The 21,926-nt window shown below is 65.3% G+C and carries 25 protein-coding genes; 15 read left to right on the top strand and 10 right to left on the bottom strand.

Translation table 11 applies throughout. From position 1 onward, the window contains the following. The first annotated feature begins 38 nt into the window (after positions 1-38). Positions 39-989, top strand: a complete 951-nt coding sequence (locus CH278_RS20155; protein ID WP_094622708.1) for an endonuclease/exonuclease/phosphatase family protein — start codon at positions 39-41, stop codon at positions 987-989. Here CH278_RS20155 and CH278_RS20150 read toward each other — a convergent pair. Continuing rightward, positions 986-1,360, bottom strand: a complete 375-nt coding sequence (locus CH278_RS20150) for a VOC family protein (RefSeq protein WP_027498203.1) — start codon at positions 1,358-1,360, stop codon at positions 986-988. The two genes, CH278_RS20155 and CH278_RS20150, sit on opposite strands and share 4 nt — an antisense overlap. Positions 1,361-1,424: 64 nt before the next feature. Between CH278_RS20150 and CH278_RS20145 the strand changes: the two genes are divergently transcribed. Next, positions 1,425-2,423, top strand: a complete 999-nt coding sequence (locus tag CH278_RS20145) for an MsnO8 family LLM class oxidoreductase (RefSeq protein ID WP_094622707.1) — start codon at positions 1,425-1,427, stop codon at positions 2,421-2,423. Here CH278_RS20145 and CH278_RS20140 read toward each other — a convergent pair. Then, positions 2,399-3,316: a LysR substrate-binding domain-containing protein gene (locus tag CH278_RS20140; protein WP_048317190.1), complete on the bottom strand. Its 918-nt coding sequence runs from the start codon at positions 3,314-3,316 to the stop codon at positions 2,399-2,401. The two genes, CH278_RS20145 and CH278_RS20140, sit on opposite strands and share 25 nt — an antisense overlap. 131 nt (positions 3,317-3,447) lie before the next feature. On the opposite strand from CH278_RS20140, the gene CH278_RS20135 reads away from it, so the two are divergent. Further along, complete coding sequence (locus CH278_RS20135) at positions 3,448-4,785, top strand: NAD(P)/FAD-dependent oxidoreductase (protein ID WP_094622914.1); 1,338 nt, start codon at positions 3,448-3,450, stop codon at positions 4,783-4,785. A gap of 13 nt (positions 4,786-4,798) precedes the next feature. On the opposite strand, the gene CH278_RS20130 is transcribed toward CH278_RS20135, so the two are convergent. From CH278_RS20130 to CH278_RS20120, 3 genes are read right to left on the bottom strand one after another with little or no spacing between them, the layout of a single operon-like run. Further along, entirely contained in the window at positions 4,799-5,455 is a 657-nt protein-coding gene (locus tag CH278_RS20130) for a response regulator transcription factor (RefSeq protein ID WP_032365291.1), read from the bottom strand. Continuing rightward, the gene (locus CH278_RS20125; protein ID WP_094622706.1) at positions 5,452-6,738 is read right to left on the bottom strand and encodes a sensor histidine kinase; all 1,287 of its coding nucleotides are present in this window, start codon (positions 6,736-6,738) and stop codon (positions 5,452-5,454) included. Before CH278_RS20125 ends, CH278_RS20130 begins: the two co-directional genes overlap by 4 nt. Beyond that, positions 6,738-7,337, bottom strand: coding sequence for a hypothetical protein (locus CH278_RS20120; protein WP_235579919.1), 600 nt, complete (start codon positions 7,335-7,337; stop codon positions 6,738-6,740). The genes CH278_RS20125 and CH278_RS20120 overlap by 1 nt, the downstream gene beginning before the upstream one ends. A gap of 157 nt (positions 7,338-7,494) precedes the next feature. Between CH278_RS20120 and CH278_RS20115 the strand changes: the two genes are divergently transcribed. Further along, positions 7,495-7,695 carry a membrane protein gene (locus tag CH278_RS20115; protein WP_027498199.1) on the top strand — a complete coding sequence of 67 codons (201 nt, stop codon included), beginning with the start codon at positions 7,495-7,497 and terminating at the stop codon, positions 7,693-7,695. Between the two features lie 6 nt (positions 7,696-7,701). Here CH278_RS20115 and CH278_RS20110 read toward each other — a convergent pair whose 3' ends face one another. Beyond that, positions 7,702-8,235, bottom strand: a complete 534-nt coding sequence (locus tag CH278_RS20110; protein WP_032390682.1) for a SixA phosphatase family protein — start codon at positions 8,233-8,235, stop codon at positions 7,702-7,704. Beyond that, positions 8,222-8,764, bottom strand: coding sequence for a GtrA family protein (locus CH278_RS20105; RefSeq protein ID WP_032381300.1), 543 nt, complete (start codon positions 8,762-8,764; stop codon positions 8,222-8,224). The genes CH278_RS20110 and CH278_RS20105 overlap by 14 nt, the downstream gene beginning before the upstream one ends. 62 nt (positions 8,765-8,826) lie before the next feature. Between CH278_RS20105 and CH278_RS20100 the strand changes: the two genes are divergently transcribed. After that, positions 8,827-10,032 carry an MFS transporter gene (locus tag CH278_RS20100; protein ID WP_094622705.1) on the top strand — a complete coding sequence of 402 codons (1,206 nt, stop codon included), beginning with the start codon at positions 8,827-8,829 and terminating at the stop codon, positions 10,030-10,032. Here CH278_RS20100 and CH278_RS20095 read toward each other — a convergent pair. Continuing rightward, positions 10,011-10,616 carry a TetR/AcrR family transcriptional regulator gene (locus CH278_RS20095; RefSeq protein ID WP_094622704.1) on the bottom strand — a complete coding sequence of 202 codons (606 nt, stop codon included), beginning with the start codon at positions 10,614-10,616 and terminating at the stop codon, positions 10,011-10,013. The two genes, CH278_RS20100 and CH278_RS20095, sit on opposite strands and share 22 nt — an antisense overlap. Positions 10,617-10,682: 66 nt before the next feature. Here CH278_RS20095 and CH278_RS20090 point away from each other — a divergent pair, with 66 nt between their 5' ends. From CH278_RS20090 to CH278_RS20080, 3 genes are all read left to right on the top strand, one after another. Then, on the top strand, positions 10,683-11,324 hold the full coding sequence (locus CH278_RS20090; protein WP_179274511.1) for a GAP family protein: 642 nt from the start codon (positions 10,683-10,685) through the stop codon (positions 11,322-11,324). Between the two features lie 34 nt (positions 11,325-11,358). Beyond that, the gene (locus tag CH278_RS20085; protein ID WP_027498194.1) at positions 11,359-11,610 is read left to right on the top strand and encodes a hypothetical protein; all 252 of its coding nucleotides are present in this window, start codon (positions 11,359-11,361) and stop codon (positions 11,608-11,610) included. Positions 11,611-11,714: 104 nt separating this feature from the next. Further along, positions 11,715-12,662 (top strand): CPBP family intramembrane glutamic endopeptidase, encoded by a 948-nt coding sequence (locus CH278_RS20080; RefSeq protein WP_094622703.1) that lies wholly within the window; start codon positions 11,715-11,717, stop codon positions 12,660-12,662. Here the strand turns inward: CH278_RS20080 and CH278_RS20075 are convergent. Next, on the bottom strand, positions 12,652-13,164 hold the full coding sequence (locus CH278_RS20075; protein ID WP_094622702.1) for a GNAT family N-acetyltransferase: 513 nt from the start codon (positions 13,162-13,164) through the stop codon (positions 12,652-12,654). The genes CH278_RS20080 and CH278_RS20075 overlap by 11 nt on opposite strands. 75 nt (positions 13,165-13,239) lie before the next feature. On the opposite strand from CH278_RS20075, the gene CH278_RS20070 reads away from it, so the two are divergent. From CH278_RS20070 to CH278_RS20040, 7 genes are all read left to right on the top strand, one after another. Next, a complete protein-coding gene (locus CH278_RS20070; RefSeq protein WP_094622701.1) occupies positions 13,240-15,486 on the top strand; it encodes an HNH endonuclease signature motif containing protein in 2,247 nt (748 codons plus the stop codon). Positions 15,487-15,644: 158 nt separating this feature from the next. After that, positions 15,645-16,196, top strand: a complete 552-nt coding sequence (locus CH278_RS20065; protein WP_239535631.1) for a biotin transporter BioY — start codon at positions 15,645-15,647, stop codon at positions 16,194-16,196. Further along, on the top strand, positions 16,193-17,323 hold the full coding sequence (locus CH278_RS20060; RefSeq protein WP_179274512.1) for an AMP-binding protein: 1,131 nt from the start codon (positions 16,193-16,195) through the stop codon (positions 17,321-17,323). The genes CH278_RS20065 and CH278_RS20060 overlap by 4 nt, the downstream gene beginning before the upstream one ends. Beyond that, complete coding sequence (locus tag CH278_RS20055) at positions 17,320-18,441, top strand: thiolase family protein (protein ID WP_032390369.1); 1,122 nt, start codon at positions 17,320-17,322, stop codon at positions 18,439-18,441. Before CH278_RS20060 ends, CH278_RS20055 begins: the two co-directional genes overlap by 4 nt. After that, positions 18,438-19,118 carry an energy-coupling factor ABC transporter ATP-binding protein gene (locus CH278_RS20050; RefSeq protein WP_027498187.1) on the top strand — a complete coding sequence of 227 codons (681 nt, stop codon included), beginning with the start codon at positions 18,438-18,440 and terminating at the stop codon, positions 19,116-19,118. The genes CH278_RS20055 and CH278_RS20050 overlap by 4 nt, the downstream gene beginning before the upstream one ends. Then, positions 19,115-19,762, top strand: coding sequence for an energy-coupling factor transporter transmembrane component T family protein (locus tag CH278_RS20045; protein WP_094622700.1), 648 nt, complete (start codon positions 19,115-19,117; stop codon positions 19,760-19,762). The genes CH278_RS20050 and CH278_RS20045 overlap by 4 nt, the downstream gene beginning before the upstream one ends. Continuing rightward, entirely contained in the window at positions 19,653-21,200 is a 1,548-nt protein-coding gene (locus tag CH278_RS20040) for an AMP-binding protein (protein WP_256991895.1), read from the top strand. The genes CH278_RS20045 and CH278_RS20040 overlap by 110 nt, the downstream gene beginning before the upstream one ends. Here CH278_RS20040 and CH278_RS20035 read toward each other — a convergent pair. Next, positions 21,104-21,895 (bottom strand): acyl-[acyl-carrier-protein] thioesterase, encoded by a 792-nt coding sequence (locus tag CH278_RS20035; RefSeq protein WP_080730012.1) that lies wholly within the window; start codon positions 21,893-21,895, stop codon positions 21,104-21,106. The genes CH278_RS20040 and CH278_RS20035 overlap by 97 nt on opposite strands. Between the last annotated feature and the right edge of the window lie 31 nt (positions 21,896-21,926).

The raw sequence follows: 21,926 nt of genomic DNA, 5'->3' as shown, positions 1-21,926 counted from the left end.
CCCAGCTCGGCCTCAGGTTTGCCTGCCAGACTCCGCTCATGGTGTCGGCATCGGTGGCTGTATTACTGCTCGTCGTGGCGGTCACGGGGGTCGTCGCGCACCTGGTCGACGGACGTGGGCAGCCGATGGCGGTCGCTGCGGCTTTGGCACATGTCCTCATGCTCGCCGCTGTGCCCGGAACTGTGTTCGCGGGTGTGGCCTTCGGTGGGTGGGGGCTGGCGGCAGGATCGGCGGTCTCTGCCGCGGCGGTCGCGACCCAGTTCCGGCTCCGCTACCGCCGCGTCGCCCGGAGGCCGAGCGAGTCGGACCTGACGGTGTTGCACGCCAATATCTGGCTGGGCCAGGCCGATCCGGATGCGTTGATCGCGCTCGTCGAACACCATCGGCCGGATGTGCTCACTCTCGTCGAGCTGACGCCCGAGGCAGATGCGAGTCTTCGACCCAGGCTGTCCGAGCTGTTACCGCACGCCCACGTCAGCGCTGGACCCGGAGGGAACGGAACCGGCATCTACAGCCGATTCCCACTCGCCGACGAGCAGCGGCACGACGGCTTCGTGACGGAACTGCTGTCGGCTCGGGTACAGATGCCGGGCCGGCCGCTGGTGTTCGCGGTGCATCCTGTTCCGCCGTGGCCGCGGGAGCCGTCCGAATGGGTACGTGAGCTCGGGCTGCTTCGGCAGCTGCTGGCCAAGATCCCCGCCGACGACGGACCCGTCGTGGTGGCCGGGGACTTCAACGCCACGCAGGACCACCGGCGCTACCGCGACCTGCAGGACGGCCGATTCGTCGACGCCGCGGTGGCCACGGGAGCAGGCATGCTCAGGACGTATCCGGCGCACACCTGGCACCCGCCGGTCATTGCCATCGACCATGTTCTGGTGGCAGACATGGGAGTTCGTTCGGTCGAGGCCGTGACCGTCCCCGGCTCCGACCACCGCGGCATCCTTGCGCGATTGGCTTTCTTACCGAACCAGGGCTTTCCGAACTAGGGCTGGGCCGGCAACTGCTGCAGCGACCACTTGTTGCCGTCGGGGTCCGCGAAGTACACGAATGTTCCCCAGCCCTCGTCCTTCGGCTCCTCGACGGTCAGGCCCACCGCGGTGAGGTGGTCGTAGGCCTCCTGGGCACTGTCGACGACCATCAGAATGCCTGCGCCGGCACCGGGTTCGGCGTCGGTGATGCCCTCGCCGATGGCGATGGAGCACGCCGATCCCGGGGGAGTGAGTTGGACGTACCGAATGCCTTCCCATGGGCGTGCGTCGTGGTCGGCATCGAACCCGATCGAGGTGTAGAACTCCTTGGCGCGGTCGACGTCGGTGACAGGGACGGTGATGAGTTCGATCTTCATGGTGAGAGTCATGCAGCAATGATGAGCCCCATTGCGGACAGATTCGGTCCGCGATGAGCAGGTCGTTCCGAGAAATATGCCCGACGCCTCGCCGGTTGCAGCTGATGTGTTCTTATCACTGCTCGACCGATCCCGCACGAGGGCAGGCGTCGACGACGCCGCGGCGCTCCGTCACACCGTCGAACGCGGCGTGCACGCCGAAAAGCTCGGGCTGCACCGGTTCTGGGTGGCCGAGCATCATGCGGTACCCGGCATCGCTTCGGGCGCGCCTGCAGTTCTCGCAGCGGCGGTGGCGTCGCAGACCTCGCACATTCGCGTCGGATCCGGCGGGGTGATGCTGCCGAACCATCAACCGCTGATCGTGGCCGAGCAGTTTCTGATGCTGGAGTCGCTGTTTCCGGGTCGGGTAGACCTGGGCGTCGGGCGGTCGCTCGGGTTCACCGAGCCGGTGCGCGCTGCCCTGCGTCGAGACCGTGACGCCCCGGATACGTTCGAGGCCGACGTCGCCGAACTGCGGTCGTATCTCGACGGGTCCGGTCCTGTGACCGCGCGGCCGGCAACCGCGCCGCCGCCGATGTTCGTGCTCGCGACCGGTGCCGGTCTCGAGGTCGCCGCCCGCGCCGGGCTGCCGGTGGTCGTCGGTGGCCCGGTACTGCGCGGGGACGACCCATTGGGGCTGTATCGCAAGCACTTTCGGCCGAGTTCGCAACTGTCGGAGCCGTACGTGACCGTCTCGCTCGATGTGACGATCGCCGCGGACGCGGCAGACGCGCGCCGTCTCGCACTCCCGGAGGCATGGGCGATGGCGCGATCGCGGCGCGAGGGCGAATTTCCGGCGCTCGAACCCGCCTCGTCGATCGACGAAACGCGGTGGACGCCGCGCACCCGGGATCGGATCGAATCCTCGTTGGACGCAACCATCCTCGGCACGGCCGAGCAGGTCCGGCCCCGGCTCGACGAGCTGATCGAGCGCACCGGAGCGGACGAGATCATGGCCTCCACGTCGACGTTCGACCGGGCCGAACTGTTCGCCGCGGACGCTGCTTTCGCTCAGCTCTCCGGCGCTGTTTCTTGAACCGGAGCTGTCGGCTGGGCCGGTGCCGTATCGGCCAGCGCGGCAACCAGATCGCGTTGAATGTCGGTGGCCGGCACGGTCGCGTCGACCACTGCCGAGACGGGTAGTCGCAGCCGACGGTCGGCCTCGGTGCGAAAGACGAGGCCGGTTTTGGGTGTGCTCTCGGCCGTGCTGGCGTAGAGGATCGACCAACATTGCGGGTGGTTGAGCAGTTCGGCGCTCGCGGTGTGATCGGACGCCACCGGCGGACCGAAGGTCAGTGGAAGCCCACTGCGTTTCATCTCGCGTTCGATGACGCGGTGCAACAGGATCTGCTCGCTTCGTTTGGGTAGCAGCAGTGGGTATTCGGCGAGCTGGCTCAGGCTCGGGTTGGGTTCCCCGGCCAGGGGATGGCCCTCTGCGAGGACGACGACGAGGTCCTCGGTCCACAGTTCGGTGACGTGCAGACCGGAGCGTTCGACGCTGCCGCGGATCAGTGCCACCTGGCAGTCACCCGACGTCACCGCTTCGATCTGTTCTGCGAATCGTTTGAGAACGAAGTCGATCTCGGCGTCGGGATGGCGTTCGCGTACCGCGACGATTGCCGAGATGGCGTTCGCGGCGAACGTCATGTTTCCGGTGAGGCGGAGTTGGTTTCGACGCCTGGTCGTCAGCGCCAACGCTGCCTGTTCGAGCTCCACCATGTGGCGGGCGATGGACACCAATTGTGCTCCGACGACTGTCAATCGGACTGTGCGTGAGGTGCGCTCGAACAGCGGCTCACCGATCTCGCGTTCGAGCTTGGAGATCTGCAGACTGATCGCCGACTGCGAGACGTAGCACCGCTCGGCGGCACGGGAGAAGTTGAGTTCTTCCCCGACCGCGAGGAAGTACTTCAGTTGCCGCAGCTCCACGGCGACCTCCATTCATGAGTTCTGCTCATGGATGCTATTTCAACTTTCGCGTTGATAGCGCAGGAACGGCGGAGTTTCATGGAGGTAGTTCTTCGATCTACAAGAAATGTGTGCTCGGAAAGGGAAGTGCTGTGAAAACGTACGACGTCGTCATCGTGGGTTCGGGATTCGGAGCGTTGGCCGCGGCCAAGGCTCTGGGCAAGGCCGGTGTGACGTTCTCTCTGATCTCCAGCACCACCGAGCACCTGTTCCAGCCGCTCCTCTACCAGGCAGCAACCGGGATGATCTCGACGGGCGAGATCGCCCCGCCGATCCGGCGCATTCTCGCGCAGTACGACTCGGCCGATGTGCGTCTGGGCCGAGTGGTCGACGTCGATCCCGAGAGCCATCAGGTCACCTACGTCGGTGGCGGCGAACGCCACACCATCGGTTTCGGTCGCCTGATCGTCGCCACCGGAGCCACTCAGGCGTACTTCGGCCGAGACGAGTTCAAGGACCGTACCTTCGCGCTCAAGACCGTCGACGACGCGATCGCCCTGCGTGAGCAGATTCTGAGCTGCTACGAAAAGGCGCACCAGACCTCCGATCTCGACGTACGCAAGGAACTGCTCAGCTTCGTGGTCGTCGGTGCAGGCGCGACCGGCGTCGAACTGGCCGGCCAGATCCGGGATCTCGCGCACCGGTACTTCGCCGGCTCGTTCCCCGATATCGGACCCGACGACGTCACGGTCACCCTCGTCGACGGTGTGAAAGAGGTACTCCCCGCTTTCGGTGGCAAGCTCAGTGCCTATGCCCGCACCAAGCTGGAGAAGTCGGGCGTCGACGTCGTCACCGGTGCCATGGTGACCGATATCGCCGACGACGTCGTGACCGTGCAGGACGTCGACACGAAGACCTCGCGCACCTACCCGGCCAAGACCGTGATCTGGTCGGCCGGCGTTCAGGCCAGTGAGCTGGCGGCGACGATCGCCGAGCGCACCGGGTGCGAGACCGATCGGGCCGGTCGGTTGCTCGTGCACGACGACCTCACCGTCGGTACCGCGAAGGACATCTACGCGATCGGCGACGTGACCTCGCTGCACAAGCTGCCGGGACAGTCGCCGGTCGCGATGCAGCAGGGCCGCCACGTAGCCAAGACGATCATCGGAAAGGTCGACGCAGGAACGCCGTTCAAGTATGTCGACAAGGGCAGCATGTCGATCGTGGGCCGATTCAGTGCGGTGGCTCGGTTGTTCGGCAAGGTCGACATGTCCGGACCGATCGCTTGGTTGATGTGGCTCGCGGTGCACCTGATGTACCTGGTGGGCTTCCGCAATCGTTACGTTGCAGTGGTGTCGTGGATGACGTCGTACATCGGCGACAAGCGACCGCACTTCCAGTACACCGACAAATCCGGGTCGATGCTCGAACTAGCCGACGAGACATCGGACGACGAGACAGCGGACAACGAGGAACGTTCGGCGGCCTAGGATTCGGATAGGGCTAGCTGCTCACCAGACCGTTGCGGTAGGCCCAGATCACCACGTGCACTCGGGTGCTGACCTCGAGTTTGCGGCAGATGTTGCCGATGTGGGTCTTGACCGTACTCTGCTCGAGTCGCAGTGATCGGGCGATCTCGCTGTTGCCCAGCCCTGTCGCGAGCAATTGCACCACCTCCATCTCCCGGAGACTCAGGTCGTGTTGTGGGGCAGTGCTTCTCGCCGATCGCTGTGGTGCCCCGCGTCGCGCGAACTCCGCCATCAACCGCGGGGTGACGCGCGGCGACAGGGCCGCTCCGCCGGCGGCGACGGTCGTCACGGCGTCGATGAGCTCGTCCGGATCTGCGTCTTTGAGCAGAAATCCGGATGCACCGCTGTCGAGTGCGGCGAACACGTACTCGTCGAGATCGAAGGTGGTGACGACGATGACGCGAACATCGTCGAATCGCGCCAGGATTTCCCGTGTCGCGGTGAGTCCGTCGCCGTTCGGCATCCGAATGTCCATCAGTACGACGTCGGGCTGCAGCGCCGAGACCTGTTGAACGGCATGACGTCCCGACGAGGCGTGTCCGACGACCTCGATGGTGGAGTTGCCGGCCAGGAACAGCTCGAATCCCTGCCGAACCACGGGTTGATCATCGACGATCAGTACTCTGATCATGCCGGTACCCCGTCGGGACGCGAGATCTTGCCGTCGACCGGTAGTTGCGCGCGCACCACCCAGCCTCTGCCGTCGGCGAGCTCGTTCGGCCCGGCCTCCAGCGTCCCGCCGAACAGGGCTGTTCGCTCTCGCATCCCGGGAATGCCGAATCCCTGACCCGAGGAATCGTCATGACCGGAGGTGGGGGAGGCAATCGTGTTGGAAACGGTCACCTCGACATTCGAGGCTCCAGTGCTGACCTGGACCCGCGCGGTGCAACCGGGCGCGTGGCGTCGAGCATTGGACAGTGACTCCTGCACGATGCGAAAGCACGTCAACTGCACCGCGCTGTCCATTCGGGCTGCGTCGCCGGTGACCTCGAAGTCGATGGAGGCGAACGACATTCGAGACTGTTCGACGAGGTCGGTGATATCGGAGATCATGGGCTGTGGTGCGCCGCCGTCATTGTCGGTCGGGCGCAGGATGCCGACAATTTGGCGGAGACTGTCGAGGGTGCGTTGACCGTGTCCGATTGCGCCGGTGAGTAGTTCGCGTGCCTGCTCGGGGTCGCTCGTGATGAGAGTCCTCGAAGCCTTGGCCTGGATGAGCATGCCGGTGAGGTGATGGGCTGCGACGTCGTGCAATTCGCGCGCCATGGTGCGCCGCTCGTTGTCCAGAGCTGTCTCCAGGCGTTCCCGGTGCGCCGATTCGGCCCGCCCCAGTGCCGCCTCGCTCTCCAGTTCCTGGGCCCGGCCACGTGCGATGTATTTACCCAGCGCGATGAGCACCGTGTAGTTGATGGCCAGGTTGGCGATCTGTTCGGCCACCACTCCGACGGTGCCGCCAGGTCCGGCTGCGGCGTCGGGAAAGGACAGGCGTGTATCGACGCTGACCAGGATCTCCAGTATCAATCCTGCGCCGAGGGGAACGAATAGTCGAGGGCCGCTCACGCGAATTGCCAACGCGGCGATGGCGAACCAGTACAGGGGAGTGAAACCCAAAGTGCGCTCGGGTAATACGAGGATGAGTGCGACGCTGATCGCGACCACAGCCGAGTACGAGAAGACAGGGTAGGTCCGGCGGACGCAGGTCGCCGCTGTCATCGCCAGTACTGCGACGACACTTACCGTGATCAGGGCCGGGCTCTCGACGAGTTCGTCTCTGGTGTCGCCGACCATGCCCGTCGAGAGTTGGAATGCGGCGTAGACGACGGTGGCCAGCAGCATCTCGACGGGCAGGACCACCGGATTACGGGGCCGCCAGGAAGGGCGGAACGTGTTCGGTATCCGGGACCTGCCCATCATCAGCGTCGACTCCGTTCTCCTGCAGTGTCTTTCGAGACTACTGCAGTATCTTTCGAGCGCCCAGGGCTCTTGGTTCCCAGCACCCACAGCGGTCCGGTGACGAACCAGAAGAACGTGATGACGCCGAGCGGTTGCACCACTGTTTTCAACGCTGCTGCCTGATCCGAGTCTGCCACGGTGGCCGCCAGCACGTAGGTGATAGCCAGTGCTATTGCCGCAGCGCACAGCCATTTCACGAATCCTCGGATCTCGTTGCGGTAGGCCTGCGGTCCGGTCTTGGGTGGCGTGGACGGTGCCGGTCCTCCCGCAAACCGGTGGGCGAAGCGCACGTCCAGCCAGGCCACAGTGGAGTGTGCGAACACGAGGGTCCAACCGAGGTAGATACCGGCGAGACGGTGAGCGAACTCGACCTCCCCGCCGCGATGCAAGTCGACGGCGACGGCAGCGACGAGGACGAGGTCGAGGATCGGAAGCAGAGCCAGCACGACGGTGCTGGCTCGCCGCATCCGAGCCAGGTAGCGCACGCACAGGCCGCCGAGGACCAGCACCCAGAACCCGACTTCGCAGACGGCGATGGTGAGCAGAATTGGATTGTCCATGGGCCGATCTCACGCGAGTCGACTCTGATGCGACACCCTGCCGAGGCGTCGTAGCTGGTGATTCCTACCGACGTACGACGCGGCGGTCCACCGAAAGTCGTAGTAGGCCGCGCTAGTGTGGAAATTACGCATACGGGACACGAAAAGGGAGTCGACGATGGCAGGCAAGAAGATCGACAGAGTCCATGCACAGTCCGCGCTGGAAACGGTTCGCGAGAATCCCGGTATTGCATTGATTGCCGCCGCACCTGCATTGGTGGTGCTCGCGGTGGTGTGGTGGCTTCTCGGGTTTCCCGCCGCGCTGATTCTTCTGATCGCCGCAGGCGGTGCCGGCTACCTGTATCTCCGGAACCGTTAGTCGGGTCTACGCGCCGTCGGAATCGGCGCGGGGGATGCAGAATTCGGTGATCGTGGCGGTACTTGCTGCCAGCTCGGCCCAGCTGCATTCGGTGGTCAGCACAGCGATCGCCGAGGTGGGAAAGCGGTGTCGCACTTCGCGGGCCACGTCGGTGTCGTCGTCGACGGCCAGTTCGAGTGCCGTCCACGGAATTCCGGGCTCGTGTCCGACGACCAACAGTGTCGAGACAGTCACGTCGTCGAAGTAGGTGTCCGCCAGTTTGATTTCGTCGATGATTTCGTCGGCCGAACCACCGTAGATGTCTCGCTCGAAGCGGGTGGGTGCATCGCCGAGGCCGGTGGCGGCCAAGGTCTCGCGAGTCCGCAGAGCCGTCGAGCACAACACGGCGTCGACGGAGCCGACGTGCTCGGTGATCCAGGCTCCTGCCAGTCCTGCTTCCCGTTGGCCGCGTGGAGCCAGTGGCCGCTCGTGGTCGGGCACGCCGTCGGGGTAGCCGGATTTTCCGTGCCGCATCAGCACGAGAGTCCTAGTGGTCGCCATGCCGTCCACCGTAAACGGTCAGGGCAACCTCGTCGGGAACGACGTTCACCGGCTCGGGGAAAACGAACTTCCGCATTGCCCACCACCGGAAGGCGGTGGCGAGCAGGGTGCCGACGATGGATCCGCTGACGAAGTCCGCGATGTTCTCGGTGATGAAAGACACGTTGGGAGCGCGCAGATCCAGCACGTAACTCGAGACCCAGAGCGGCAATTGGTTGATGGCCAGACCGGTCCCGGCGACGGCGAAGAACAGCGCTGCTTCGTGATGGCGACGTCGTCCGCCGCGGGCAGTGAACGACCATTCCCGGTTGAGAACGTACGACACGATCGTCGCGATCAGCACAGCCAGAACGTTGGCTGTCACCGGCTTGTCCTGCAGGATCGTCCACTTCAAGCCGAAGAACAGCACGACGGTGACGACGAAGGTAATTGCTCCGACGATCAGGAACTTCAGCGCCTCGGCGTGCCTGACGAGGGGCGCGAGCCAACGCTCGGGAACGTGGTCGGTGAGGCGGTCGGACACATGCATCCCATCGACGTTACCTCGAGTAACGGGTTGGGTAGTCCCATCAACGATAGGCTCGCGGCACTATGGGCCGCCCGAAAACCAGTGCTCGCTTGTCCGTTCTGATCGTCTTCTTCGTCAACGGCGCGGTGTTCGCCAACTGGGCACCCCGCATTCCCGAGATCCAGAACTCGTTGTCCATCGATGTTGCCACGCTGGGTCTCGCCCTCGCCGGGGTCGGTGTCGGCGGGCTTGCCGCAGCACCCGTTGCCGCCGTGCTGGTTCACCGATTCGGCAGTCGGTGGGCTGTTCTCGCGTCGGGACTGTTGTTGTGCGGTGCGTTCGTGCTCCCCGCTGTGGCGGTGTCGTGGTGGACGCTGCTGGCAGCTCTGGTCCTGCTCGGCGGGGCCGACGCGGTGATGGACATTTCCATGAACGCCCAGGGAGTTCTCGTCGAGGAGCGGGCCGGTCGGTCTCTGCTCAGTGGCTTTCATGCCGCGTGGAGCGTCGGGGCGGTGGTGGGCGGAGTGACGGGTTCTGCGGCCGCGGGTGCTCGCCTTCCGGTCGCAGTGCACTTCGGCTTCGTGGCGGTGGTGCTGGTTCTCGCGCTCGCGGCGGTCGGCCGGGGTCTGTTGGGTCCGGACACACGGCCGGACGAGTCCGCCGACGGCCCAACTCCTCGGCCGGCCGTCGGCCGTCCGATTGCGGCGCTGGCCATGCTCGGCGCGGTGGTTCTGCTGGCCGGCCTGATGGAGGATTTCCCGCAGTCCTGGAGCGCGGTGTACATGACGACCGAGCAGGGTGCCGGTCCTGGCGCTGCCGGTCTGGCGTTCGTCGCGTTCTCGGTGGCCATGTTGGTGGGACGCCTGGTGGGTGACCGGATCGTCGATCGGTTCGGACCGTCGTCGGTACTGACGGGTGGCGCAGCGCTGGTAGCGGTCGCGTTTGCGGGCATCGCGGGGCTGTCGGTGCTCGCCGTCGACGTGCCTGTTCTGGTCATTGCCGCGTTCGCGGTCGCCGGCCTGGGGTCGAGTCCGCTGTTTCCCATCGTGTTCAGCCTGGCCGGACGGCTTCCCGGTGTGTCGTCGGCTGCGGCGATCTCGACCGTGTCGCTGATCTCGCGTGCCGGATTTCTGCTGGCACCGTTGGTTGTCGGGCGGGTCGTCGAGGCATCGGGGTTCGGGTCGGTATTGGCCGCGATCGCTGCCGCGGGCGTCGTCGTCGCGGTGATCGGGTGGCTCTACGGCCGCAAATTTCCCGTGGACTCGGTTCAGGACTGCGGCTCCAGATAAGTGCGCAACAACCGACGTACCTCGTCGGCAGTGAGTTGCTCGGGATACGTCACCGCCTGCAATGTCAGTCCGTCGATGTAGGTATGCAGTTCGGCCGCGGCATATTCGTCGACGGTGCTGTCGAATGTGAATGCGGGGGAGTTCGGTCGATCGAGATCGTGCAGGTGCGCCCACGCGAGCCGACAGACGTAACGGCTGCCGAACCACCCGGCCGTCTTGAGGGCGGCTAGTCGCTCGTCGAATCTGGCACGCACGAGCGCTTCCAGCCACACCGATGTCTCGGCGCGGCGGTCCTCGTCGAGTGGCAGTAATTCCTCGAGGACTCGGATCGCGCGAACCAGGCCGTCACCGCCGGCCGGATGTTCCTCCAACCGATGTACGACGCGTTGCGTCATGGCCTCGGCCGCGAAGAGGACAAGTTCTCCTTGATCGGAGAAGTAGTACCGCAGTGATCCAGGGGAGACGCCGGCTTCGGCAGCGACGCTGCGTACCGTCGCCCCGTTCATTCCTGCTCGTTCGATGACGCGCCACACGGCGGCGACGATCTCCGCTCGGCGTGCGTCGTGGTCGACGATCTTCGGCATCGGTCTGTTCTAGCACGAGAGCGTTTTTTCGACACGACTGTGCTGAAACCGTGTTACGGTACGGCTGTGTTATTTAAGCTCGCCGGGCTTGCGCTGGTGGACAGCATCGGAGTCGGGACACTTGCAGTTCCGTTGTGGATGATGCTGCGGCCGTCGTTTCGGGCAGGTGTCGTTCTGCTCCATCTGTGTGTATTGGGGCTGCTGTACCTCGGGGTCGGTATCGCCGTCTGGGCGGCCTCCGACGGCCTGAGGGTGGCGATTCCTGGTGACGCGTGGATTCGGTTGGCGGTGGGTGTTGTAGTCCTGCTCGTGGGGGTGGTCTGCGACCGTCGGCGTCGAGTCCCCAGCAGTGCGTGGTGGACGCGGCCCCCGGGAAGTGTTCGCGGGGTTGTTCTGCTCGCGGTCGCTGTGGGCGCGGTGGAGGTGGCGACGATGCTGCCCTACTTTTCGGCAATTGCCATCGTGGGAGATGCGGACCTGGGGCGGTTGTCCTCGGTGTCGATTCTGGCGGCCTACGTGCTTGTGATGCTGTCGCCTGCCCTCGTCCTGCTGGCTGTCGGAGTGGTTGCGCAGGAGCGTATTTCGTCGGTCACGCGACCGCTGGTGCGGCGCGTGGACCGTTGGACCGGCGACGTAGCGGCAACGGTGTCGATTGTGGTGGGCGCGCTACTGGCCGCGAATGCGGCGATCGAACTGAATCTGGTCTGACCTGGTTGTGGTCCGAATCGATGAAAGGGAAGCGATGAAGGTACGAGAGGCGGGCAGCATCGTCGTGATCGTCGTCGGAGCTGTGCTGGCGCTGTTCTTCTGGGACCTGCAGTTCTCCTGGTTCCAGGGCGGCCCGATCGGCTGTGTTCTGGTGGTGCTCGCGATGGTCGACGTATGGGAATCGCGTCGCGGCACCCCGAGGAAGGGGCTGCTCGCGGAACTGCGAGACGACATCGTCGGCACGAAAGATTCGAGCGATGAGTCCGACCGTGACACCCGGCCGTGAGTGGCACCGCCGGTTCGTATCGCCGGGACCATACTGATTTCTCGGCCGAGGCGTGATAAACAAGCTGTTCGGCGATCTGTATCGAGCGGAATGGTGGTGGTCTGGTGACGACCGGTGTCGACGCGGGTCTTCGTGCTCGCTCGCCTCGGCGTGGTCTGACCGCTGCCGGTACCGCCGTGATGGTTGCGGCTCTGGTGGTCGGGTGGGTCGTCGTGTATTTCATCGGCTTGGTGGGTGCGCTGTGGCGTTTTCGTGAGCCGCATGCGCCGGCACCGATCCTCACGATGCACGATCAGTGGACCGATCTCGCGGTCGGCGCACTGCAGGTCGTTGTGGGGGCGATCGCGATCGGCGCGGTGTATCTCGCACGGCGACGGACTTTGCCGGCGGTGCTGCCTCTGCGGCATGGCTCCGCGCGCGAGGCTGCGTTGACTTGGTGTGCTGCGATCGGCGCGGCGTCGGCGATAGTGCTCGTATTGTCGCGACTGAATATCGTTCGGTTCGGGTTCTCTATCCCTGCCTCAGTCGAATCGGATTGGCTTGCAGTCGTTTCGGCGCTCGCTGTCGGTCTGAGGGAGGAGCCGATTCTGGTGGCTCTGCCGGTTCTGCTGTTGGTGGGCAGGATGCCGATCTGGGCGATCATGGGGTTGTCGGCAACGTTGCGGGGCTTCCTGTACCTGTATTTCGGCGGCGGCGGATTCCTGTGGGCAGCCATATGGGGCGCGGCGGCGGTGTGGGTGTATTACCGATATCGGCGATTGTGGGTGCTGATCCTCATTCATGGATTCGTGATGAACATCCAGGTCTTCGACCGGGTGATTCCGTCCGACAATTCGGCGACGGTGCTGCAGTGGATCAATATTCTGATCCTGTTCGCGGCCCTGCTGTGGTGGATCACGCCCCGCGCCCTCGATGCGTTTCTGCCGAACACGGTGGCTGTCCGTTCCAACGATCGGCCTGTCGAGACGGCGCCTGTGGTGACCGACGTCGTGCTGAATCCCGAGAACGCGAACTCCGACCGATCCAGAAACGAACCACCCGTCAAGCCCTGACCATGCGCGCCTCGTGGCATTCCCACGTCGGGTCGAAGCGGGCTTCGCCGTCCAGCTCGAACCCGTTCTTGCGATAGAAGGCAATCGCGCGCTCGTTGGCCGCGGCCACCCACAGATACGCAGCTGGAGTGTCCTCACCTATCGCGTCGATCATCAACGCCAATGCAATCCCGGTGCCGTGGTGTTCGGGAAGGACGTTCAACGACCACAATTCCCTGTGTGCAGGCGGATTTTCGTCGCGCGGGGGTCCTCCGGTCGCGAAGCCGACAATGCGTGAGTCGGCGACGTCGACTGCACATCGGGTGCGAACTCCACGCGCCGACGACTCGTCGCGATGGGCGATGATCTGCTCCCACCGTTCGATGCGGTGCGCGGGCCTCATCGCATCCAACTTCGCACCGTTCATCATTCCCGCATACGTTGACTTCCAGATCGCAACGTGTGCTGTACCGACCTGCTGCTCGTCGCCGGGCCGGATGTCACGAATCGAGTAGCTGCGCATGGTGCCGTTATACCGGCCCGAACTGGGTGACCGAATCGAATTTTCTTGTCGGACCCCTCTCGTAGTATCGAATGCATGTTCGATACCGGGGGGTGGGGAGCGGTGGAGACGCCGTCGGTCGATGACTGTATTGCGGGGTTTCTCGATGTCATCGCGCTCAGCCGTGTCCAGGAGAATCTTGCCCGGGCGGGGACCGTCCTGGCGTACTGCGACGTGCTCGAAATGCGGTTGGAGGCTGCTGAATCCGACGGTGGGGACCCTGGCGAGACCGTTCGCGGCGCGTTGTGCGACTTGGCCGTGACGATGACCGGTACGCGTCGTGATGCGGGGGTGATGCACGACGTTGCGGAGCGTTTACATCGAATGCCGTTGACGGCCTTGCGTTTCGTGACCGGCAGCTTCGACTGGTCGACGGTGGTCACCATCACCTCGGTGTTGCATCGCGCCAGTGACGAGACCATCTCGACAATCGAATACGAGGTCTGCGCCGCAGGGGGCCGAATGCGTCCGCAGGCCTTGCGGAACCGAATCTGGCGGTTGTGGATGAGGGCCGATCCGGACGGCGCTGCGCAGGCTCGCGAGACCGCGAAGTCGGAGGAAGTCGGAGTGCGGATCGACCGCACCGGTTCCGGCGGTATTTCGTCGCTCATCGCAAAAATCACGCATCTCGAGGCGGCCGAAGCGGATGCGCTCATCGTCGAGATTGTTGGGACTGTCTGCAAGGACGATCCGCGGTCGACGGGGATGCTGCGAGCGGCGGGACTGATGGCGTTGCTACACGGCGAACATTCGCTGGCCTGTCAGTGCGATCTGGGCGACGACTGCCCGGTTGCGGGTGGCACCGATGATCTCCCTCCTCGGCGCGGGCATCTCCTTCAGATCGTGGTGGCGGTGGAGACGCTGCTGGGACTGTCCTCGGATCCCGCGTCCTTGGCGGACGGGACGCCCATCGATCCGGAGGTGGCGCGCATCGTCGCCACCGACGCGAAATGGCAGGCCATGCTGACCGAGTTGGTCGACATGCTCAAACCCGAGGAAAACAGTCCCGACGACGGCGACGACGGCGAGGGCGACGAGGGCGATGACGGCCCTGAGGGCGGTGAGTGCGGCGACGACGACGAGGGCGACGACGGCCCTGAGGGCGGTGAGTGCGGCGACGACGGCGAGGGCGACGACGGCCCTGAGGGCGGTGAGTGCGGCGACGACGGCGAGGGCGACGACGGCCCTGAGGGCGGTAACCCGAAAGGTGGAGGACCGTCTGGCAGAGGGCCGGATGACGGTGACCCGAACGACGTGAATCCTGATGGCAAGTCCGGCCCTGACGGCAATTCCGGTCCCGACGGCCATGGCGGTTCCGAGGGCGATTCCGGTCCCGACGACGACGCGGGTCCAGACGGCGGCGACCAGGACGACCGTCGCGGAAGAGGCCCGGACGGCATTGGAGGCTCGCAGCGCGGTGAGTGCAGCGGTCGAGACTCGGGCAGCAGTAAGCACCCGGGCAGCGGCCAGGACCCAGGCTTGCGGTTGTCGACCGGTTTGTTGCTACGTCGAGTGGTGGGCATCGGGCGCGTGCGCGGTGCGGGCGAGCTTCCGTCGATACGCGGGTCAGGTGGCTGCGCGCGTTCACCCGCAGCCCCTGTGCTGGGGGAGGAGTCTGTCCGCGATGGGCTGGTCGCGCGGTGGCTCGCATGGATTGCCGAGAAGCCCGAGCGTGCTCGGGGCATCTTTCCCGACGGCCACGGCGGGGAGCGCAGTCCATCTCAGGCTGCGGTGACCTATCGACCCAGTGCCCGCGTCGCTGCTGTCGTTCGGGCCGCGTATCGCACGTGCACGTTCCCCCGTTGCGACGTGCCGTCGGCGCGGTGCCAGATCGATCATCTGGTGCCGTTCGATCAGGACGATCCGCGGCGGGGAGGTTGGACCATCGTGACCAATCTTCAACCGGTGTGCGTGTTCCATCATCAGGCGAAGACCTCGAAAACGTGGTCGGCGGCGATGGTGGCCGGAGGGGTGATTCTGTGGTCGAACTCGCTCGGGCTGCGCTCGATCACGTTGCCGGACTTCTCGATCGGATCGCACGCGGGTCGCAGCCGACGTCGGAAGCGGTCTTCAGGGAAGGAGACGTCCCTGTCCGAACCCACCCGATGGGAACTCGACTACAGCGGATCCGCACCCCCGACGCTCGCGGACTTCCGTGCTGCCTCGACGGACTCGGCAAGGAAGAGGCTCGCAGAGAAGAGGCGGGCCTATCTCGAACATTGCCGCGTTGTACACGCACGCATACGACAGGACTGGAGTCGGTACGATCCCGCGCCCTTCTGACGCCGGCACGGCCGGTGCCCGATAGGTGGTCAGGGCCACGCACCTGCTACCTTGAACGCCGTTCAAGTATCTGGGGCAGGTGATCGCCCCTTCCTCGAGGAGCCACCGTGTCAGGTATCGACAGCAGTACTCGCCCGCCGAGCCGTAAGGTCGGTCGAATGAACGTCTCCGCCCGCGACATGGCGCAGATCGCGGTGTTCGCGGCGCTCATCGCCGCGCTCGGACTACCGGGATCAATCACGGTGGGCTTCTCCGGAGTCCCGATCACCCTGCAGACACTCGGCATCATCCTGGCCGGCGCAGTTCTGGGACCACGCAAGGGCACGGCCGCAGTACTGGTGTTCCTCGCCCTGACAATGATCGGCCTGCCGCTGCTGGCGGGCGGACGCACCGGCCTCGCGGCGATGGCCGGCCCCACCGTCGGATACCTGATCGGCTGGATTCCGGCAGCGCTGATCATCGGCTGGCTCACCGCCCGCATCCTGCCGAAATACTCGATCGTGCTCGGACTGCTGATCAACGCCGTCGGCGGAATCCTCGTCATCTATATCTTCGGCACCATCGGATTGCTGCTCCGCACCGACGTCGGGCTCTGGGCCGCGATCACCACCAACGGACCGTTCCTGCCCGGCGACATCGCGAAGGTCGTCGTCGCCACGGTCGTCGCCAAGAGCGTGCACCGCGCTTACCCGGGACTGATCAAGAGGTGACTTTTACGCTGGGAGGTCGAGACCAGGACACCGCCATCGTCTGGCGCGGTCGCAGTCTCACCTACGCCGAACTCGACGCCGCCGTCGAGCAGTGGCCTCACCTCCCGGCACACGCCCAATCACACGACGCCCAATCACACGACGCGTCAGCACTGGATCTGCCGGACGCGTTGGTCTGTGTTGTCGCGGCGGCTCGGCAGGGGTGCGCGGTGCGAGTCGAGGACCCGGCCGCCAGGCCCGAACGCAGCGGCGACCCCGACCCCGACGCCTTCCTGCTGGTTGCGACCTCCGGTTCCACCGGCAGGCCCAAGCCGCTCGCGCGGACCGCGGCGTCGTGGGTCGACAGCTTCGCCGAGTTCACCGACATCACCGGCATTCGTCCCACGGATTCGGTAGCGATCACCGGACCCCTGCACGCCACGATGCATCTGTTCGCGGCGCTTCATGCGCTGTGGCTCGGTGCCTGTGTCACCGACCACCGTGCGCGAGCCACGGTGGTACATGCGGTCCCCGCTGTGTTGCGGGACGTCGCCCCGCAGATGCCGCACCTTCGGATCGCGGTCGTTGCTGGAACGATGCTGGACTCCGTTGCAGCTCGGTCTGTTCCGGACAGTGTGAGACTGGTCGAATATTATGGGGCCGCCGAGTTGTCCTTGATCGCAGCGAGGGTGGTGGGTGAGCAGCCGTCACTGGCGCTGCTTCGCGACGTCGAGGTGCGCACCGACGACGGTTACCTGTTCGTGCGGTCCCCCTACGCCGCCTCGAGTGCACGTGATTGGTTCGCCGTCGGCGACCTGGCCGACGTGCGTGGCCGGGAACTCGTCGTCCACGGGCGCGGAGATGCGGCGATCAACGTCGGCGGCACCACCGTGATCGCCGAGGACGTCGAGCGAATACTGGTCTCGATCGACGGCGTCCTCGCCGCCGCGGCAATCGGGACCCCGCACTCCGTTCTCGGCGAAACCGTCTCTGCCGTCCTCGAACTCGACGGTTCACGCGATCTGGACGTGGTGCGCGCCGATGCCCGAGCGATCATGACCAAAGAGGCACTACCGAGGCGGTGGACGGTGGTACAGCAGTTGCCCCGCACCGCCAGCGGAAAAATCGCACGAGGAGCACTGGCGTGACGCCCACACCCGTTGTTGTCGTGGGTAAACGGACCGCCATCGGTATCGCAGGGCATGGGTTCGCCGATGTCACGGCACCTCACTTGGCGGTACCGGTTCTGGAAGCTGTTGCTGCAGAGATCGATCCGCTCGGTGTTCCGATCGACGACGTGATTCTCGGCAACTGCCTCGGCCCAGGCGGTGACGTCGCCCGAGTGGCGGCGTTGGGTGCCGGGCTCGGGTTCGCTGTCCCCGGGGTCACCGTCGATCGCCAGTGTGGATCCGGGTTGGACGCGTTGGCCCAGGCCGCGTCGCGCATCCGGAGCGGCGAGGAGACAATGATTCTGGCCGGGGGAGTCGAATCTGCGAGTACCAGCCCGTGGCGGTTCTGGCCGCCCGTCGGCGACGCGGAGCCGGTCCGCTACACTCGAGCGCCGTTCGCGCCCGACGGGTTCGACGACCCGGACATGGGTGTAGCGGCGGATGATCTCGCGCGGCGTCGTGGGATCGGTCGCGAACGCCAGGATGCCTATGCTGCACGGTCTTTCGCCCGAGCGGCAGCGTACGACTTCTCCGCGGAAATCGTGGCTGTGAACAACATGGCTACCGACGAGCGCATTCGGCCCAACATGACGACGCAGCGCCTGGGCAGGCTGCGCCCCACGTTCAGCACGGATGGGACCGTGACCGCCGGCAACTCGTGTGGAATCTCCGACGGCGCAGCCGTTCTGGCGGTCACCAGCCTCGAGCGAGCCGCAGGCATGCCGGCGCTGCGCATTCTCGGCAGCGCTGTTGCCGGGTCCGATCCTGCCCTTCCCGGGCTCGGACCGGTACCCGCGATCGACAAACTGCTCGCCCGCACCGGGGTGGCGCTGAGCGACATCGAAACAGTCGAGATCACCGAGGCCTTCGCGTCGGTCGTGCTTGCCGTCGCGGACGAGCTCGGCATCGACGAGGACCGCATCTGCCCGGACGGTGGTGCCATCGCAATGGGGCATCCGTGGGGAGCGTCGGGCGCAATATTGTTGGTGCGGTTGCTCTCTCGTATGCTGCAGCCCGGAGGCCCCGCGCTGGGGTTGGCGGCCTGCGCTATCGGCGGCGGGCAGGGAATAGCAATGCTGGTGGAGAGAGTGTCATGAGTACGGTCGCCTTCGAGAACATCTCTCACGCATTCGGCGAGCGGCAGGTGTTGCGCGGCATCGATCTCGAATTCGACGAACGCCGTATCGGCATCATCGGGTCCAATGGATCGGGAAAATCCACGCTGGCCCGCATGATCAACGGGTTGATCAAGCCCGATACCGGCCGGGTCACGGTCGACGGAATCGACGCGGCCAAGAAGGGCGCGCAGGTCCGCAAGAAGGTCGGCTTCGTCTTCACCGATCCCGACTCTCAGATCGTCATGCCCACCGTCGCAGAGGATCTCGCGTTCTCGCTACGGAGGTCCGGGCTCAGCAAGACCGAGGTGGCCGAGCGTGTCGACGAGATGCTCGTCCGGTTTCGACTCGATCGGCACCGCGACCACCCTGCTCATCTGCTGTCCGGTGGACAGAAGCAGTTGCTCGCCATCGGGGCCGTCCTCATCCGGCGGCCGGAGGTGATCGTCGCGGACGAGCCGACGACGTTGCTCGATCTGCGTAACGGCCGCGTCGTCGCAGACGCCTTGAATTCGATGGACCAGCAGGTCATCGTCGTGACTCATCAGCTGGCATTGCTGGACGGTTTCGAGCGCGTCATCGTCATCGACGACGGGCGAATTGCATTCGACGGCACCCCGGCTGCCGCGGTCCCGGCCTACCGCGAGTTGATCGGATGATCGGTCTTTACCGCCCCGGTGATTCGTTGCTGCATCGGATGAGTCCGGGATCGAAACTGCTGGCGCTGATCGTTGCCATTCTGGCGACGGTGATTCTCGCACGCACACCGCTCGAGGTCGGCGTGGTTGCCGTGATGGTCGCAGTACTGTTCGCGGTCGCCCGCATCCCTGCGAAAGTAGCTCTGGCGCAACTACGTCCGGTGCTGTGGATGCTGCTGATCATCGGGGTGTTCCAGGTGATCATCACCACCTGGCAACGCGCAGTGGTGGTCTGCGGAGTGCTGATCGTCTCCGTCGCGTTGGCCGCATTGGTCACGCTGACCACCCGGATCACCGACATGCTCGATACCGTCACCCGAGCACTCGGTCCCGTCCGCCGTTTCGGCGTCGACCCGGATCGAATCGGTTTGCTTCTCGCCCTTGCCATTCGCTGCATACCGTTGTTGGCGTCGATCGTGCAGGAAGTGTCGCAGGCCCGGAAGGCCCGCGGCCTGCAGTGGTCGATGACGGCCCTGGCCACACCGGTGTTGGTGCGTGCGCTCCGTACCGCCGATGCGATGGGCGACGCTCTGGTGGCGCGCGGTGTTGACGACGACGGTGTGGACGACGACGGTGTGGATGACGACGTTGCAGATGACGAGTGATCTTCTCACCGCGCGGATAGCGCAGCATTGCGACCGGGCAGACATCGCGATCGTCGACGCGACCGGTCGGATCACGTACCGGGATCTGTGGCGTCGGGTGGAACGTGCGGCCGGGTCGATGGCCGGGATGCGTCGCATCGCGGTGTTGCCGACGTCGGACATCGACTCGCTGGTCGTCGTCGCGGCCGCGATGCATGCCGGCGTGAGTGTCGTTCTGCTGCATCGGCATCTGCTACCCGGCGAATTCGTCGACGCGATGTCGGTCACTGCACCGTCGCTCATCGTGGCGCATCCGCGTCAGCACGCACGATTGCACAGGTGGGGTGCCGACGCGGTGCTGGCACCCGAGCAGCTCGCCGGCGACCGTGTTGCGCGCGTCGATCCGCCGGCAGGCAGCGCCGAACTGCTCGTGGGCATCACCTCCGGAACCACCGGCCCACCGAAATTGTTCGTTCGTGATCAGGCGTCCTGGGCGGCCACGCTCGACCGTTCCGATTCTCTGTTCGATCTCGGTCCGGGCGACAGAGTGTCTGCATCGGGAACTCTCGATCACACGCACTTTCTCTACGGTGCGTTGCACGGGCTTACTCGCGGCGCGACGGTGGACCTGCGCACGGCGGCGGCCGCTCTCGAAGATGCTCCGACACAACTGTATTCGGTACCGACGATCGCCTGGGACATCGCGCGGTCGAACGTGCAATACCCCAGCGTCCGCGAGGTGCTGTCGTCTGCGGCGCGATGGCCGCAGTCGGGTCGGGCGGCACTTGCCACGGTGCTACCGAACGCGACCATGACGCACTTCTACGGCGCGTCGGAACTGAGCTTCGTCTCCTACGACCGTCGAACGTCCGAGGGGGCGGAGATCGAGGGGGCGCTGTTCGACGGCGTCGAGGTGGAGACCAGGGGAGAACTGCTGCACGTGCGCAGCGACATGCTGTTCGACGGCTATCTGAGTCGGGTGGGTGAGCGCACCACCCTGACGGACGGACCGGTCGACGGGTGGATGACGGTCGGTGATCGCGGCAGCGTCGACCAGGGCCAGCTGACCTTGCTCGGCCGCGGCAGCGAGACGATCGTTCGAGCCGGCCTCACGGTCGAGTTGCCCCCGATCGAGGCGGCGCTGTTGTCGGTCCCCGGTGTTCTCGATGCCGGAGTTCTGGCCCTGCCCGATGACCGAGCAGGAGAGATACCGGTCGCCGGAGTGGTTGTAGCACAGACTGATTCACCGACGGTGGCGCAGATACGGCGGCACCTGCGTTCGTTGCTCCCCGACCCGAGTCTGCCCGTCGTCATCGCGATCGTCGACGGTTTGCCGCGTACCCCGCGCGGCAAGCTCGATCGTCAGGCCTTGGGTGCAACCTTGGCGACGGTCCGGACCGTGGGTTCGCCCGAGGCTCCGGTGACGACGAACCAGACGGTCAGCGCTCCACCCTCGTAGCGGTGACGCAGCGTCACGCGTTCGTTCGCCAGTACCGGCGTGAGGTATTCGATGACGGCGCGGTGGGGCGCTGCGGCCAGGTGCGGCAAGTCCACGAGCAGTTCTTCGACCGCGTGCCAGTACGCCGCGTTGTTGAGGTGATTGAAGGGGTCGATATCGGTTGCGCGCAGGGGGAATTCGATATCGTTCTGGGATTGCGACGGTACCGGTTCGGTCAGCCACGCCTTCCAGCGCAAGCGGTGCTGATCGGTGGTCTTGGCCAGCATCTCCAGTGCCCCGTCGCTGATGCGCGTCGGCATGCCGGTGTCCTTGCTGATGTTGATCCAGAAGCCCTCGGTCTCGATGCGACCGCCCTTGGGGGTCGTCACCGCCACCCGCATGTTGGACCAGCGCGTCGACATCGAGGAACACCAGCGCCGCAGGTGCACGCGGTCGGGAAAGTGGATGGGCTCGAAGACGTCGATGACGGTGCGTCGCACGATCCACATCGGGTCGGTCTTACCCAGAGGGGTGGCGTCGAGATTGTCGGTGCCGATGTCCTGGAGGTAGCGCGCGACACCGTCGAACCGGAGTCGGTTGTTGGGGTCGATGTCGCCGGTACGTACTGGCCAGCTCGTCTCGAAGCCTTCACCGGGCGGCGGCTCGGGTGCCAGTTCGTCGTCGAAGCCGGCCGGTTCCACGCGTGCATTGGTCACGTCCGCACTGTACGCGGGTGGACCCACGTGA

Source organism: Rhodococcus sp. 05-2254-5 (assembly GCF_002258575.1).
GTDB lineage: Bacteria > Actinomycetota > Actinomycetes > Mycobacteriales > Mycobacteriaceae > Rhodococcoides > Rhodococcoides fascians.
This window is presented reverse-complemented; position numbering and strand designations above follow the sequence as displayed.

Bases quoted from the DNA above. Each gene is read 5' to 3' on its own strand.
- CH278_RS20155 (WP_094622708.1), top strand. From the start codon at position 39: ATGGTGTCGGCATCGGTGGCTGTATTACTGCTCGTCGTGGCGGTCACG.
- CH278_RS20150 (WP_027498203.1), bottom strand. From the start codon at position 1,360: ATGACTCTCACCATGAAGATCGAACTCATCACCGTCCCTGTCACCGAC.
- CH278_RS20145 (WP_094622707.1), top strand. From the start codon at position 1,425: ATGCCCGACGCCTCGCCGGTTGCAGCTGATGTGTTCTTATCACTGCTC.
- CH278_RS20130 (WP_032365291.1), bottom strand. From the start codon at position 5,455: ATGATCAGAGTACTGATCGTCGATGATCAACCCGTGGTTCGGCAGGGA.
- CH278_RS20125 (WP_094622706.1), bottom strand. From the start codon at position 6,738: ATGATGGGCAGGTCCCGGATACCGAACACGTTCCGCCCTTCCTGGCGG.
- CH278_RS20120 (WP_235579919.1), bottom strand. From the start codon at position 7,337: ATGGACAATCCAATTCTGCTCACCATCGCCGTCTGCGAAGTCGGGTTC.
- CH278_RS20115 (WP_027498199.1), top strand. From the start codon at position 7,495: ATGGCAGGCAAGAAGATCGACAGAGTCCATGCACAGTCCGCGCTGGAA.
- CH278_RS20110 (WP_032390682.1), bottom strand. From the start codon at position 8,235: ATGGCGACCACTAGGACTCTCGTGCTGATGCGGCACGGAAAATCCGGC.
- CH278_RS20105 (WP_032381300.1), bottom strand. From the start codon at position 8,764: ATGCATGTGTCCGACCGCCTCACCGACCACGTTCCCGAGCGTTGGCTC.
- CH278_RS20100 (WP_094622705.1), top strand. From the start codon at position 8,827: ATGGGCCGCCCGAAAACCAGTGCTCGCTTGTCCGTTCTGATCGTCTTC.
- CH278_RS20095 (WP_094622704.1), bottom strand. From the start codon at position 10,616: ATGCCGAAGATCGTCGACCACGACGCACGCCGAGCGGAGATCGTCGCC.
- CH278_RS20085 (WP_027498194.1), top strand. From the start codon at position 11,359: ATGAAGGTACGAGAGGCGGGCAGCATCGTCGTGATCGTCGTCGGAGCT.
- CH278_RS20075 (WP_094622702.1), bottom strand. From the start codon at position 13,164: ATGCGCAGCTACTCGATTCGTGACATCCGGCCCGGCGACGAGCAGCAG.
- CH278_RS20070 (WP_094622701.1), top strand. From the start codon at position 13,240: ATGTTCGATACCGGGGGGTGGGGAGCGGTGGAGACGCCGTCGGTCGAT.
- CH278_RS20065 (WP_239535631.1), top strand. From the start codon at position 15,645: ATGAACGTCTCCGCCCGCGACATGGCGCAGATCGCGGTGTTCGCGGCG.
- CH278_RS20050 (WP_027498187.1), top strand. From the start codon at position 18,438: ATGAGTACGGTCGCCTTCGAGAACATCTCTCACGCATTCGGCGAGCGG.
- CH278_RS20045 (WP_094622700.1), top strand. From the start codon at position 19,115: ATGATCGGTCTTTACCGCCCCGGTGATTCGTTGCTGCATCGGATGAGT.